Source organism: Pseudomonas sp. LBUM1644, assembly GCF_059716195.1.
The window spans coordinates 3,907,795-3,921,888 of record NZ_CP166812.1; the positions used below are offsets into that span (position 1 = coordinate 3,907,795).

The window sequence follows — 14,094 nt, forward strand, 5'->3', positions numbered from 1 at the left end:
CAACCCATAGCCGCCAGTCAATGTGTCTACAAAATCGGGGGGCATTCAAATCAGAGGGCAGTCTTGCGCTGAGTAATTTATGACTGGCGTATCCTCAAAATGGAATCTGTGATGGCTTCAGCATTAGTGTCCAGCGTTTCCATGGCCGACATCGCATTAGCGGCAACACTTCCTACCCCATTTTCTGAGAGCCACTTAGATATTTCTTCTATAGCTGCGCTTAAGGTGTGCTGGTTGTGGAGCAGCAATGTCAGAGCGTCCGCCGTGGCGATCTTGCAGTCTGAGTTATCTGGCATGGCGGTCGTCCTTGAGGAATGATGCCGGAAGCCTAGCTCATCTCGTCTTTGGCTGAGACTCGCCGACAGCTGACCGCCATGATAGGCGGCAGATGGACAGATGCTGACGCTCGCCGGTATCTGCTCTGCAGGCCTTTGTCACTTCAGGTCAGACCCAACGACGCTTTACTACAGAGTCCGGTCATCCTGATAGAATCGATCAGGTTATAGATAACACCCTTCTGAGAAATGGTATGAATACGGAATTGATGGAAGATGAGATGCGCCGGGCGCTTTTCGGTGATTCTGAGCCCTCTGCGCCGGCAATTAACTCAGACGTGCAGGACACAGTCCCGGATGTTGTGATCGTCCAACCGGTGAAGGCAGTGAAGAAAAAGGCAGTCTCAAAAGGCTTCACCCCTAGGTTGAGAGTTACGCTCCGTGTGGGAAACGAATTTGAAGGCGAGATGCACGAGATGGTGCATGAGGCCGATACGCTGAGCTCCCTAGTTGCAGAACAAAAAGCTACAAAGACGGCCAGAAAAAAATTCAGGTTTGTGGAAGTAGTCTCGGTCAAATCGATGTAAGTGGGGACTCTCACTTTTCGCCCGCAGGGCATTAAGCCGCATTCACTTACCGCGGGTCACCCAACAGATTCGTGTCGATTGAAGCCTAAAATATTAGGGTCTTTAGTCGTATCCCGGACTGGATTCAACACCCTCACTCCATCCCACTCTCAATGTTTAACTGGTCGCTAACCCCAAGCCACATATCTCAGGGCAGCGCTGCTTTTCTCTTGCCTTCAAATATATAAACCCTGTTCCATCCTTGTATAAAGGCCCACTCTCACCATCAAGAATTTAATTCTGGAACCCGCTCCGGGTTTTATACTGTGGTACCCAACAGGGTACCGACTCCTGCTGCCACCGCCATCGAAAGCGCACTCCAAAAAGTCACTCGTAAAACCCCATTTTTAATATTCGCCCCGCCGACCTTGGCCGCCAAGCCGCCAAGGATAGCAAGGAAGACCAACGACGCGACGACGATGACTGGGATGAGATGTTCTTGTGGAACTACTACGACCACGAGTAATGGTAGTGCCGCACCTACGGCAAAGCTTAGCGCAGATGCAAGAGCAGCCTGTAATGGCTTTGCACTCATCGCATCGGTGATTCCCAACTCATCTCGGGCATGCGCCCCCAAGGCGTCGTGATCCATTAGTTTAGTCGCGACTTCTTTTGCAAGCGGCACCTCAAGTCCTCGCTCAACATAAATTCCTGTCAGTTCACGATTCTCGCCCTTCGGATTTTCCTGAATCTGAATTCGCTCCGCCTCTAGGGCAGCCGCTTCCGTGTCGGCTTGGGACTGCACGGAAACGTACTCTCCGGTAGCCATTGACATAGCACCGGCGACGAGAGCAGAGACACCCGCTATAAGGATGCTGTTGTGAGTTGCGTGAGAGGCGGCTACGCCCAGAATCAGACTTGAAGTTGAAACGATTCCGTCATTGGCCCCCAATACGGCAGCGCGCAGCCAACCAATATTGTCTATTGAGTGTTTCTCTTTATGATGCGCTGCCATTCTGGAATTCTCCGTGTGAAAAATTGCATTAGGTCAGCTCACTCTGGCGTCATGAGCACCGTGAGATTCATGTTGATGAACGGAGATCCAATCACCGGTAATGACTGAATCAACCGATTAAATTTCAGAAAGATGCTTTACGCTGCCAGCATGTCCCAGAACATATCGATCACGGCAAAAAGCCATTACGATAGTACATCGTGTTTAACAAAAAAGGCCCTCGAAGGGCCCTTTTGTACTCAAACCAAATTCATTTGGTCAGCCAGGACTCGACAGTATCGGAGCCGTATTCCGCTTTCCATTCTTTCAAAGTTTTGTGATTGCCGCCTTTGGTTTCCACGACTTCGCCGGTGTGTGGGTTTTTGTAGACCTTCACTTGGCGTGGCTTACGGCTGCCAGTTTTGGACTCGACAGCTGGAGCACGACGGCGGCCAGATTGTGGATCAAGCAAGTTGATCACGTTCGATAGGCTGTAGCCGTACTCGGCGAGCAAAGCGCGCAGCTTTGTTTCAAATTCAATTTCTTTCTTCAGGCCAGCATCGCCCTTCAAGGCTTCAAGAGCCTCAAGTTGCTCGGCGAGGTGTTTTTCCAACTGACGAAATTCTGCAAGCTTAGACATGGGCAATCTCTATGTAATTAGTCTCCTACCAGTACACCAAAACAGCGATGTGCATGAAGTGGCGACAAGAGAATGTTTGAATAATCGCGAATAGGGAGCATTCGTGCGATGGCGCCACCTCTGAGACTGACTCGCGGAACGGAGCTGGGAGCGAGGTGTCATTTGTATTATGACACATCAGTGACGCAATCCTGTTGAGATAGAGAGGCGGTTTTCATGAACAATATTATCTACATCGTCGGGGCAGTTGTGAACCTGTGCTTAATTGGACTCGTTCCATACCGCATTACGCACGTCTAATTTCTTGGGCAAAAGCTTGTTTTGATAGAATAGATCGGCCGTCATTTGCTGCGCATTGATGATGTTTTCGTCAATGGGCAATATTGGAGAAGGTGGCCGATTATCGAGGTAGCTGGCAATCACACCGTCGGGCAGCCCCATGTATTTTTTCACCACGCTCAGGCTTTGTTCCCGCTGGCTGCGAGTCAGCCCTTCGGCGGCAGTAAGCTCATCGAGCAGTGCGTGGACAAAAGAGCCATTTGCTTGCGCGTAGGCGCGCCGTGCTGTGTACACAGGGCCTGACAGATTCAAACCTTCGCCGTTGGCAAGCACGCGAACATTGCCCTGACTCAAGGCAAGCGAGGAGTAAGGCTCCCAAATTGCCCAGGCATCGACGCTGCCTTGTTCGAAGGCAGCACGCGCATTAGCGGGAGGCAAGTTCATTGGCTGGATGTCCTGGTAGCTCAGACCGGCCTTATTCAATGCCCTCAGAATCAGGTTGTGTGAACTGGATCCTCGCTGAAATGCCACCTTTTTTCCTTTCAGGTCGGCAATGTCTTTTAGCGGACTGTCAGCGCGTACCAGTATGGTTTCCGCTTGGGGTTTTGCCGGCTCTGTTCCGACATAGACCAGATCAGCTCCCGCCGCTTGAGCGAACAGCGGCGGGATGTCCCCGGTGGAGCCAATGTCCAGCGCATTGACGTTCATCGCTTCCAGCATCTGCGGCCCGGCAGGAAATTCAATCCACTGCACTGCAGTCTGAGGAAAGCGCTTCTCCAAAAGCCCGTACTCTTTAGCGAGTAATAAGGCAATCGAGCCTTTCTGGTAGCCAATTCTCAGCGTTACAGGGTCTGCTGCCATGACCGAGTTTGTCAGACTAAACAGGGCTAACCCCGTAAAAAAAATCTTTAGAAATGTCATCTTTGTCTCGCTGTTTAAAGTCGGGGAGAACGCCTGTATTGGGCTGAATTTATTCGGCAGTCGACGGCCTTTCCCAAAGATTGATCCCACCCTCCTGAGCAAACCGATCAATCTCCGCCAGTTCCTCTGCACTGAAACTCAGATTCTTCAACGCTCCTACGTTCTCGATGATCTGCTCCGGCCGGCTCGCGCCGATTAGCGCTGACGTCACCCGCGGATCACGCAGCGTCCAGGCCAACGCCAACTGCGCCAAGCTCTGACCTCGTCGCTTGGCAATCTCATTGAGAGCACGCACGTGGGCGATGTTGGCCTCGGACAAGTGCGATGCTTGCAACGAACCACCGCCCGGACGATTGACCCGCGCATCCGCCGGCACGCCGTTGAGGTACTTGTCGGTCAACAATCCCTGAGCCAGGGGCGTGAAGGCAATCACACCGGTGCCGAGCTCATCGGTGGTGTCCAGCAGGTCTTTTTCAACCCAACGATTGAGCAGGTTGTAAGCCGGTTGATGGATCAACAACGGGATTTTCCACTCCTTGAGCAGCGCGGCCATTTCCCGGGTTTTTACTCCGGAATAAGACGAAATGCCGATGTAGAGAGCCTTGCCCTGCTGCACTGCAGTAGCCAGGGCGCTGGCAGTTTCTTCCAGTGGGGTGTCCGGGTCGAAACGGTGCGAGTAAAAGATGTCCACGTAGTCCAGCCCAAGGCGTTGCAGGCTCTGGTCGAGGCTGGCCAGCACGTATTTACGCGAACCACCGCCCTGCCCGTAAGGGCCTGGCCACATGTCCCAACCAGCCTTGCTGGAGATGATCAGCTCATCGCGGTAACGCTTGAAGTCTTCGCGCAGCAAACGCCCGAAGTTGATCTCGGAGCTACCGTACGGTGGGCCATAGTTGTTGGCCAGGTCGAAATGGTTGATGCCAAGGTCGAACGCTGTGCGCAGCAATGCACGTTGGGTATCGATCGGGGTGCTGTCGCCAAAGTTGTGCCACAAGCCCAGGGACAGTGCCGGCAGCACCAGCCCACTCCGGCCCACTCGGCGATAAGGGATAGAGTCGTAGCGGTTTTTGGCTGCGATATAAGTCACCGGGCCCTCTCCTGCTGTTTAGAATGGGTGTCGAGGTTAATAAATTTGTTTGAAGGTCTGGCCAGCCCCAGGTTCTGGCGCAAAGTACGGCCTTCGTACTCTGTTCTGAAAAGTCCGCGACGTTGCAGCTCCGGGACTACTTCGTTGGCGAAATCTTCCAGGCCGCCAGGAAGGTGCGGCACCAGTACGTTGAAACCATCGGCCGCGCCTTGTTCGAACCATGCCTGCAGTCGGTCGGCGATCTGCACCGGTGTTCCCACCAGGCTGTAATGTCCGCGACCGCCGGCTATTTTTCTGCCCAGTTCGGCGAGGCTCAGGTTTTCCCGACCTGCCAGCTCCGTGAGCAATTTCTGCCGACTCTGCTGACCGCTGTCGGTGATCGGCAACTCCGGCAACGGCCCGTCCAGCGGATATTTAGACAGATCGAAGTTGCCCAGCATGCGGCCCAGTAAAGCGACACCCACTTCGGGTTCGACCAGGCGCTGAAAGGATTCGAATTTTTCCAGCGCTTGCTCTTCGGTCGATCCGACCACCACGAAAACCCCGGGCATGATTTTCAGCGAATCGGCGCTGCGTCCATACTGAGCGAGGCGCCCCTTGAGGTCGGCATAAAACGCCTGCGCATTGGCCAACGATGTTTGTGCTGTGAATACCAGCTCCGCCGTTTGCGCAGCTAGATCGCGGCCGACTTCGGAAGAGCCGGCCTGCACAATCACCGGATGTCCCTGCGGGGAGCGCGCTACGTTCAACGGGCCTTTGACCCGGAAGTGTTCACCCACGTGATCCAGCACATGTAATTTGGCTGGGTCGTAATAGACGCCGCTAGTCTTGTCGCGGATAAAAGCGTCGTCTTCCCAGCTGTCCCACAGCCCCGTGACCACCTGATAAAACTCGCGGGCGCGGCTGTAGCGTTCAGCGTGCTTAATGTGCTCTTCCCGGCCGAAATTTTGCGCTTCGGCAGCGTTGTCCGAGGTCACCAGGTTCCACCCCGCGCGCCCGCCGGACAGGTGATCCAGCGAAGCGAATTTGCGCGCCACGTGGTACGGCTCGTTGTAGCTGGTGGTGGCCGTGGCAATCAGGCCGATGTGCTCGGTGACGGCGCTCAGGGCCGACAGCAGCGTCAGCGGCTCGAAGCCATCCGAGCGCGCCATGTGGCTGGCGCTCTCACCGACGGGCGCGGCAACACTGTCGGCGACGAACAACGCGTCGAACTTCGCCGCTTCGGCAATCTGCGCCAGCCGCTTGTAGTGGGCGAAATCCAGCCCGGCGTTGGCCGGCACATCGGGGTGCCGCCAGGCGGCGACGTGGTGCCCGGTCGCCATCAGAAATGCGCCGAGTTTGAGTTGACGAGCCATGGTCAGAAATCCTTGCGCAGTTGCACACCAAAGTAGCGTTCGTCGTCCCGTGGCACAGCGCGATAGATGTAGTTGCCGCCAGTGGCCAGCATTGGGGAATAGGACTTGTCTGCGAGGTTTTTGCCGAGCAGCGCCACGCGCCAACCGTTGTTGTAATCGGCCAGCGCGATGCTGGCATTCCAGATGCCGTAGGCGCCCTGTTTGGTGTCAGGATTCTGGCTAATATCGTACTGCACTTCACTCTGCCAGCTGTAGTCGGTGCCGAGTTCGATATCCAGGCCGTTATCCAGTGGGATGCTGTAGTCAGCGCGCACATAGCTTTTCCAATCCGGGGTGTACGGCAACGGTTTGCCGTCGACGTTGCACGACGCTGCTGCGCCTGCCGGGCAGGAGAATTGGTCGATGCGTGCATGGGTATACGCCAGCGCACCGGAAAACTTCAGTTGCTGAGTGGCCTGCAAGGCGTAATCGAGTTCGACGCCCTCGGTGCTGACACTGCCGGCGTTGATTAGGCGGGTAACCACTTGCCCGGCGACGGTGTCGAAAAAGTTGGCCTGGTAATTGTCGTATTCGCTGTGGAATACAGCGACGTTCGTGGTCAGGCGATTGTTCCAGGATGTGGCCTTGATCCCCAGTTCCCAGTTGTTGGACGTTTCTGGCTTCAGCGCGTCGGTGTCACGTGGCTGCATGTTGAAGAATACGTTGTAGGCCGGGCCTTTGTAGCCACGCGAATAGGTCAGATAAGTGGTGACTGTATCGGTCAGGTCGTACTGCAGGCCAAGCCGACCAGACCAGCCATCTTCGTCGACTGATCCGGAACTGCTAGTCCCCGGTTGTATGCCAGTGACGGCGGTCTGCGAAGTGGAAACTCGGCTGTGATCGTATTCCAGATCGTCATGCGTCCAGCGCAGACCAGCGATGCCGCGAAAGGCCGATGTGAAGTTCAGCGTGCTTTCACCGAACACCGCATAGCTATCGTTGGTGGTGCTGTAATCGGCAACACCACGGTTGACACTTGTGGGTGTGGTCAACGTGCGCTGATAGGTTTCATCGTCCTTGCCGTGCATGTAGAACAGGCCACCCACGTACTCCAGGAACTCGCCCTTCGGTGAAGCCAAGCGAAGCTCCTGCGAGTATTGATCGAACGCCAGATCACCTATGTCGGCGGAGCCTGGAAATGCCGCCGTGATAGTACTCAGACGATCACCATCCTGATATTGGGTGTTATCCCAACCGCGCCAGGCGGTGATCGAGGTCAAGGTGTAATCGCCTAGGTACCAGTCGAGTTGGCCGGACAGGCCTTTGTTGATGTCATCGACGTGAGAGCGCGTGTCAGTATTGATCCTGCGGTTGTGGCTGGACGCCTGCACCGGACTCAACGCATTGGCAAAAGCCGGCGTCAGTGATTGGCTGACCACACCATTCGGTGCATCGTCGTGGGACTGCATGTAGTCCGCAATGAAGGTGAACTTGAGGTCATCGTTGGGTGTGAACTCCAATTTGCCGCGCGCGCCTTTATGGTTATACCCATTGACCTCCTGACCGTTGTACTCGTTATCGACGTTGCCGTCATAGGTGCCAAACAAGGTGGTGATCGAGCCCTTCAAGGTGTCTGGAATCAGACTGCCACCGAGACCGAAACGGGTACGGTTTTCGTTGCCACTGTAGTTCGACTGATCGATGTAACCGTGAGTCTCGGCGGTCGGTGCCCGGCTGGTGATGTTGAGTACGCCGGCGGAAGCGTTCTTGCCAAACAGCGTGCCTTGCGGGCCACGCAGGACTTCGATCCGCTCCAGATCGAGCAGGTCAAGGGTCGTCTGACCTGGGCGTGCGTAAACCACGCCATCGATCACCGTAGCCACGGTCGGTTCAACGCCAGGCGAAGTGGATATCGTCCCCACGCCACGCACGAACAACGACGTGTCCTTGTTCGAGGCACCGGTGCGAAAATTCAGCGAGGGTACTTGCTGGACGATGCTGGCCACGCTGTTACGGTTGTCGCGTTCCAGCTGTTCGCCTTCGATCACCGACACGGCTACCGGGACTTTTTGCAACGATTCTTCGCGGCGGGTGGCGGTAACCGTAACGGCTTGCAGCGTTAGCTCCTGCTCGCCAGTGTCGGCGGCAAATGCATTGGGAAGTGGTAACGCCGCCAGGCCGGTGAATAGCCAGCTCGCAGCGCGAATCGATTGCGCCAAGTTCTTTGTTGCCCCAGGAAAAATGTGCATGGTCTGACCGCTCGAATGTGTGCCCTGAACCGCTGCCGTTCTGCGACGGACAGCGCCTTGAATGTGTCTTGGGCATTCGCTCGAGCGAGTAGCAGACAGAACGTTTTGTTAGCGCTAACATCATCAGTATCCGCAACCGCCATATAGATCGTCAAATACTGAAAAATTACTTTTATATGCACTTTTGTTTTAAACAAGGATTGCGCATTGAACGACGACAAACCCCGTAAGCGCCGCGGTGCAGGTCGCGTGACACTCAACACCGTGGCGCGACAGGCCGGAGTCTCGGCCATCACTGTGTCGCGCTTTTTCAACCAGCCGGAGCAAGTATCGCCTGAGCGGCGCGAGCGCATTGCTGCCGTGGTCGCTGAGTTGGGCTACGTGCCAAACTTGGTTGCGGGAGGGTTGGCCTCTGCTCGTGGCAAAATCGTCGGCATGGTGATTCCGAACATTTCCGGGCCGATCTTTGCCAACACTATTCAGGGTTTCAGCGACACACTCAGTTGCAACGGTTACCAGCTGCTTTTGGCGTCGAGCTATTTCAGCGCCGATCAGGAAGAAAGCGCGGTGCGTGCGTTTCTCGGTTGGTCGCCGGCGGCGCTGGTACTGACCAGCCACTTTCATAGCGTGGGCACCGAGAAAATGATCGCTGAGGCGGATATCCCGGTGATAGAAACCTGGGACTACCAACCCGACCGCGGGCCGATGCAGATTGGGTTTTCGCACTTTCAAGTAGGAGTGACAGCCTCACGTTACCTGCATGGAAAAGGCTATCGGCGAATTGCCTTTGTGCAGAACAGTGCAGCCGGTGATTTCAGTGCGTTGGAGCGCCGCGATGGCTACATCACGTGTGTTCGTGAGTTGGGACTGGAACCGTGGGTATTTGCACCGGAGGTTGGTCTAGCGCCGTTTGAAGCCGGAAAACAGGCGATGCAATCACTCATGCAGGCCCCTTCCCCGCCGGACGCAATCATCTTCGCCAACGACAACCTGGCGGCCGGCGGGTTGCTAGCTGGGCAACGCAGGGGGTTGAACATTCCTGGAGACTGCGCAGTGCTAGGGTTTGGCGATTACCCGTTTGCTGAAATGCTGCTGCCGAGCTTGAGCACCATCAAACCACCTGCACTGGAGATCGGTGTAATAGCGGCGACGCGAGTGCTGGAAAGCCTGGGAGTGCTGCCGGTGAAGCACGAGGTGCAGCGGATAAACCTACTGGAGTGCCTTGTGATCGAGCGTGAAAGTGCATGAAAGCTGGATCGCTAACACGACCCGAAAACTGAGCGTCATTAGATATGAGGGTGAGAGTTTGACTGAGGCCGTTTAACATTGATAGACATGGAAAACAGGTCATCGGTGAACTCACCGTTCCGGCAAAGGTTGAGCAGGACTACACTGGTCTGCTGTACTTGCCCCCTGGTCGGAATACTCGATCAACAGCATCCACTGCTGCCTTGGTCATACATCGAACATCGTCGGTCGGGTACGGCAACTCAATCACGGCCAAGAAACTAAGACAGATAAAACGCTACCGAGCATACCGACACGTAGCTTCCTACAGCCCCAAATCTCGACTCAACTGGTCATCTTTCATTTCATCAGTCGCAATTCCGGCCTTCATAAGGTGCAATTGCAATTGGTCGCGCAAATGCATTCTCAGACGAGACCTGAGCTCGACGTAGCCGGCAGATGGGCCTGCATAGATATCATGACGTTTCATCACGTCACTTAGCACCGTGATGCTCTCAGTGCCGATCCCTGACGCGTGCAGCCGCACGGTAGGATCGAACCCAGGATCTCTCTTGAAACCACCCACAGCCTTTTCAATCAGTCGCATAAACGCTGCCCTGTCACATGTCTGTCGCACCAAGCGCCAAATCTCCAACTCAAGTTCTTGTTCCATCATTCTCTCCAGTTCCTACGCGGACTTCCCCTGATTTGAAAGTTGTCCGACATGAGTATTTTTTTAAAAAATGCTCGTTGTTTGAAATCAAACTGGAAAGCAGCGGCTTACGCCGCAAAGGGGCGATTTTGCTATGCCCATAGGGCAGTCGTACATCAGCGTCAGCAGGACTCACCCCAAGAAAAAGGACAGAAACAGAAGCACCGCAAAGGCAAAAACCAACAGCGTTTCCCCTGCAGGATCGGTGGAAGGAGGAGCGCTGAGATCGCTGCTTTTTTGTTGCTCTCAAATAATAAAGATCCGTCGCTGAAAAAAAATTTCAAGGGGCCTTCTGAAAAAATATTTTTGTTGACATTGCCCAGCAATAATTCACGACGCTCCAATTTTTCTTTTTGCTTGAAGAGTGTGCGATGCGTGCATTCAGATCTAAACGCCCAACAGCGTACAATTACGCTTCCTGTTGAAACGCCTGGGTCGTCCAGGAAGGTGGGGGCTGAACTTGAATCCACTCCTGCCAATACGCGTTAGCGCGGAATGTGAACGTACTAAGGAAAACTTGATGGCGGTCGATTTGAAAAGCCTGTGGCAGCGTGAGCTTGCAAGGCGGGCGGCCTTGTGGGATCTGGAGGGATTGCGACCCGGTGATGAACGCGCAAAACCTCACCTGAGCATTCTCGATCAAATTGATCGGCAAGATCTCGAACAAACTCATGGGGAAGCTCAGTTTATGACGATTGAGGAGTTGAGTGATTCTGTTCCGGAAACGCCGTACGAAAGCAGCGATGGCCACCATTTCGTGATCGTTCTAGACCAGCACATTCCGAAAGTTTGGCGAACGAGATTTGAAGCAGCCAATGCACTCGCTGAACGCTTTGCGGAAGGAAGCTATGCCCATGACTGGCGTCGATTTTTGAGGGGCTGGATTTGAGACATGGAGCATTTAGCGGCTCACCGTCTCCTATAATTTCTATTGGTTCGCGAGGGCGACTATCCTCTCCTCGCCAGCAGCCTGTCGCACACAAAAAATCAGTCCTGAAAGCTGACCTGGTTTGGGAGCGCAAGACTGCTTTACCCCAGCTTCGAGTTGCGGGCTGAAGTAAATGACACGCATGAAAAAAGTTCGGTTCGAAGATACGGCGACGCGTCAGCAAGCGGCCCGGTTACAGACCTAAATCCATGCCCAACTGATCCTCCTTCATTTCGTCAGCGGCCAGGTCATTGACCACGAGATGCCATTGCAGCTGCTGACGCAGGTTGTATGTCAGACGGGATCCGATCTCGATGTAATGCTCTGAGATGCTGGCATATAAGCCTCGACTGCTCACTACGCTGTGCAATAACTGAACGCACGGTAATCCAATGTTGTTGTTTTTGTTATGGTGGGAGCGCAAGCGTTCATTGCTTAAGCCTGTCCACCTCGCTTATTCATGTTGGAATCCGGAATAACCACCGTTATCCGCGTACCTCTACCCAAGCCTGAGTCCAGGGTGAACTCTCCGGCTAAAAGCCGGGCCCTTTCAGCCATGTTCATCAAGCCCATACCCTTGCCGCTCTGCGTTACGCCCGCCGGGTCGAAACCGCTTCCGTTATCGGTGATCGTCAGGTGAATCCCGTCATTGCGCCGCCTGAGTTTTACTTCGACCAGGCCGGCACTGCCGTGCTTGAGCACGTTGTTCAAGGCCTCCTGGAATATTCGGAACAGCGTGACTTCAACGCAGGCATCCGGACGCGGCTCCAACTCGGCACACTCCAACCGGACACGCACGCCATCAGGCATATCAGACGGAACTCTCTCGACCATCCGGTGCATGGCTTCAATCAGGCCCACGCCGTCCAGATGCGCAGGACGCAACATGTTCGACAGATCTCGCACCTTGCCCAAGGCCTCGTCGACTACCCGAATCAACGCGGCCTGTCGCTGCTCCTGGTCCCCGACAAGATGACGCAGGATCGAGCTCGCGCTGATCTTGATCAGGGTTAACAACTGGCCCACGTCGTCATGCAGTTCACGTGCCAGATGAGAACGCTCGCGCTCCTGCAGTTGGATCATCTGCCTGAGTAGTTGTGCACAGGCCTTGGGTTCGTCGAGGTCATGGCACAGCCACTGCGACTCGACAGCATCAGCAATAATCATTCTGGCAACCTCACGCTCTCAATAGGCACTACAGGTACACCGTCGTAACGACGGTGCTCTAGACCCGAAACTGCCCCAGCAGCCGATTTAATTGCATCGCCACCTGCCCCAGGTTCTTGCTGGCCGTGTTGGATTGCGTCGCTGATTGCGCGTTGTCGTGCGCCAGGCTGGTCGACTGGGCGACGCTCTGATTGATCTCGTCAACCGCATGCGCCTGTTGCAGCGTCGCGCTGGCGATTGAGGCCCCCATCCCGCTGATGTTACGTAGCATCCCGGCGATTTGGTTCAGGCTGGCACCGGCCTGGCTGGCTTGCTCCACTGTCAGTCTGGAGGCTTGGCTGCTGTTGTTGATCGCTTCGACTGCAGCGCTAGACTTGCTCTGTAGTTGCTCAACCATTACTTGAATTTGCGACGTTGCCTCCTGGGTGCGTTGAGCCAGAAGACGGACTTCGTCAGCCACTACGGAAAAACCTCGCCCCTGCTCCCCCGCGCGAGCCGCCTCAATGGCCGCATTAAGCGCCAACAGGTTGGTCTGCTCGGCGATTGCATGGATCACGGCCAGCACGCCGCCAATTTGGGTACTGTCCAGCGCGAGCGCCTGGATCGCATCGACAGCTTGAGCAATGGTCGTGGATAACTGGTCAATCTGATTCAAACTGCGATCGATACTGACCAGACCGCGTTCAGCCTGCTGCTCGGCACTGCGGACTTCGTTGGAGGCGTGCTCGGCATTCCTGGCAACATCCTGCACGCTGTAGGTCACCTCGTTGATTGCAGTGGCCACCCTCTCCATTTGCTGGGACTGCTCGCCGCTTTTCTGCTGCGCCGTATCGGCGCTGTCGCTGAGGGAGTGGGCGGCGTTCTCGAGTAGCTGCGCCACCCCCAGCAACTCTGCAATGACCTGGCGCAATTTGTCAGTGAACACATTGAAGTGGCGTGCCAACGCACTCAGCTCGTCGCGACCGCTGACCTGCAACTGAAGTGTGAGATCGCCTTCGCCACTGGCGATATTGGACATGGCTTCGACGGTTTGTCTGAGCGGGCGCGAAATACTGCGCACGATCAGGCTGATGAAGGTGGCAAGCACCAACGCGACCACTGACCCCAACAGCGCCATCAGCGTCAGGTCTTCGCGAAACTGCGCGTTGATATCATCAATGTACATGCCCGTGCCGAGCACCCAACCCCAGGGTTTGAACAAGGCGACATAGGAAACCTTGTCCACCGGTTCGGCATAACCCGGTTTGGGCCAGGTGTAGGCAACCATTCCCGCACCCTGCTCTCGGACGATGCGCATCATCTCTGCGCTAAACGCAAAGCCGTTGCTGTCCTTCAAGCCGCCGACATTCTGCCCTTCCAACTTTGTGTTGACCGGCATCATGATCATGACCGGGCGCAGGTCCTGGATGAAAAAGTACTCCTGTCCGGCATAACGCAAACCACGAACCATTTCGCGGGCCTGCTCCTGGGCTTGCTCTCGGGTCAGTTGGTGGGCCTGCTCCAGGCCGTGAAAGTAACTGAATACCCCGAGGGTGTTTTCCACCGCATTACGAGTTTGTTGAACCTTGGCCGCATAGAGATGGCTATAACTGTTTTGCAGTATCAGTGTGACAAGCGCCAGTAACATTAACATGGACGCCAGCAGAATCAGCCAGAGGCGGCGGCTGATGGGCATAGTTCGCAGACCGGGCACGATAAGGCTCCTTTTAGAGATC

At 55.2% G+C, this 14,094-nt stretch carries 14 protein-coding genes and 1 pseudogene; 4 read left to right on the forward strand and 11 right to left on the reverse strand.

Features of this window, described 5'->3' with window-relative positions; genetic code table 11:
* Positions 1 to 77 precede the first annotated feature (77 nt).
* Positions 78 to 296, reverse strand: a complete 219-nt coding sequence (locus tag ACA052_RS17670; RefSeq protein WP_497646034.1) for a hypothetical protein — start codon at positions 294 to 296, stop codon at positions 78 to 80.
* 233 nt (positions 297 to 529) lie between these two features.
* Here ACA052_RS17670 and ACA052_RS17675 point away from each other — a divergent pair, with 233 nt between their 5' ends.
* Positions 530 to 862 carry a hypothetical protein gene (locus ACA052_RS17675; RefSeq protein ID WP_497646035.1) on the forward strand — a complete coding sequence of 111 codons (333 nt, stop codon included), beginning with the start codon at positions 530 to 532 and terminating at the stop codon, positions 860 to 862.
* Positions 863 to 1,160: 298 nt separating this feature from the next.
* On the opposite strand, the gene ACA052_RS17680 is transcribed toward ACA052_RS17675, so the two are convergent.
* The 6 genes from ACA052_RS17680 to ACA052_RS17705 form a co-directional block, all read right to left on the reverse strand.
* On the reverse strand, positions 1,161 to 1,856 hold the full coding sequence (locus ACA052_RS17680; RefSeq protein WP_497336588.1) for a VIT1/CCC1 transporter family protein: 696 nt from the start codon (positions 1,854 to 1,856) through the stop codon (positions 1,161 to 1,163).
* Positions 1,857 to 2,106: 250 nt separating this feature from the next.
* A complete protein-coding gene (locus ACA052_RS17685) occupies positions 2,107 to 2,475 on the reverse strand; it encodes a histone-like nucleoid-structuring protein, MvaT/MvaU family (RefSeq protein ID WP_497646036.1) in 369 nt (122 codons plus the stop codon).
* A gap of 261 nt (positions 2,476 to 2,736) precedes the next feature.
* Positions 2,737 to 3,675, reverse strand: coding sequence for a sulfonate ABC transporter substrate-binding protein (locus ACA052_RS17690; RefSeq protein ID WP_497646038.1), 939 nt, complete (start codon positions 3,673 to 3,675; stop codon positions 2,737 to 2,739).
* Between the two features lie 49 nt (positions 3,676 to 3,724).
* A complete protein-coding gene (gene mgrA / locus ACA052_RS17695; protein WP_497646040.1) occupies positions 3,725 to 4,762 on the reverse strand; it encodes an L-glyceraldehyde 3-phosphate reductase in 1,038 nt (345 codons plus the stop codon).
* A complete protein-coding gene (locus tag ACA052_RS17700; RefSeq protein ID WP_497646041.1) occupies positions 4,759 to 6,117 on the reverse strand; it encodes an LLM class flavin-dependent oxidoreductase in 1,359 nt (452 codons plus the stop codon). Before ACA052_RS17700 ends, mgrA begins: the two co-directional genes overlap by 4 nt.
* Before the next feature lie 2 nt (positions 6,118 to 6,119).
* A complete protein-coding gene (locus tag ACA052_RS17705) occupies positions 6,120 to 8,345 on the reverse strand; it encodes a TonB-dependent receptor (RefSeq protein WP_497646042.1) in 2,226 nt (741 codons plus the stop codon).
* Between the two features lie 207 nt (positions 8,346 to 8,552).
* Here ACA052_RS17705 and ACA052_RS17710 point away from each other — a divergent pair, with 207 nt between their 5' ends.
* Complete coding sequence (locus ACA052_RS17710; RefSeq protein WP_497646043.1) at positions 8,553 to 9,593, forward strand: LacI family DNA-binding transcriptional regulator; 1,041 nt, start codon at positions 8,553 to 8,555, stop codon at positions 9,591 to 9,593.
* An 83-nt stretch (positions 9,594 to 9,676) separates the two neighbouring features.
* Here ACA052_RS17710 and ACA052_RS17715 read toward each other — a convergent pair.
* Together ACA052_RS17715 and ACA052_RS17720 are read right to left on the reverse strand one after the other, a co-directional pair.
* Positions 9,677 to 9,843 (reverse strand): annotated as a pseudogene (locus ACA052_RS17715) (DNA polymerase V subunit UmuC); the annotation flags it as partial.
* A gap of 54 nt (positions 9,844 to 9,897) precedes the next feature.
* Positions 9,898 to 10,248 (reverse strand): hypothetical protein, encoded by a 351-nt coding sequence (locus ACA052_RS17720; protein WP_497646044.1) that lies wholly within the window; start codon positions 10,246 to 10,248, stop codon positions 9,898 to 9,900.
* Positions 10,249 to 10,296: 48 nt separating this feature from the next.
* Here ACA052_RS17720 and ACA052_RS17725 point away from each other — a divergent pair, with 48 nt between their 5' ends.
* Positions 10,297 to 10,773, forward strand: coding sequence for a hypothetical protein (locus tag ACA052_RS17725; RefSeq protein ID WP_497646045.1), 477 nt, complete (start codon positions 10,297 to 10,299; stop codon positions 10,771 to 10,773).
* Positions 10,774 to 10,804: 31 nt separating this feature from the next.
* Positions 10,805 to 11,173, forward strand: coding sequence for a hypothetical protein (locus tag ACA052_RS17730; RefSeq protein ID WP_497646046.1), 369 nt, complete (start codon positions 10,805 to 10,807; stop codon positions 11,171 to 11,173).
* Positions 11,174 to 11,647: 474 nt separating this feature from the next.
* Here the strand turns inward: ACA052_RS17730 and ACA052_RS17735 are convergent, their stop codons facing one another.
* Together ACA052_RS17735 and ACA052_RS17740 are read right to left on the reverse strand one after the other, a co-directional pair.
* Positions 11,648 to 12,379 carry a sensor histidine kinase gene (locus tag ACA052_RS17735; protein WP_497646047.1) on the reverse strand — a complete coding sequence of 244 codons (732 nt, stop codon included), beginning with the start codon at positions 12,377 to 12,379 and terminating at the stop codon, positions 11,648 to 11,650.
* A gap of 58 nt (positions 12,380 to 12,437) precedes the next feature.
* The gene (locus ACA052_RS17740; RefSeq protein WP_497646048.1) at positions 12,438 to 14,072 is read right to left on the reverse strand and encodes a methyl-accepting chemotaxis protein; all 1,635 of its coding nucleotides are present in this window, start codon (positions 14,070 to 14,072) and stop codon (positions 12,438 to 12,440) included.
* Positions 14,073 to 14,094 lie beyond the last annotated feature (22 nt).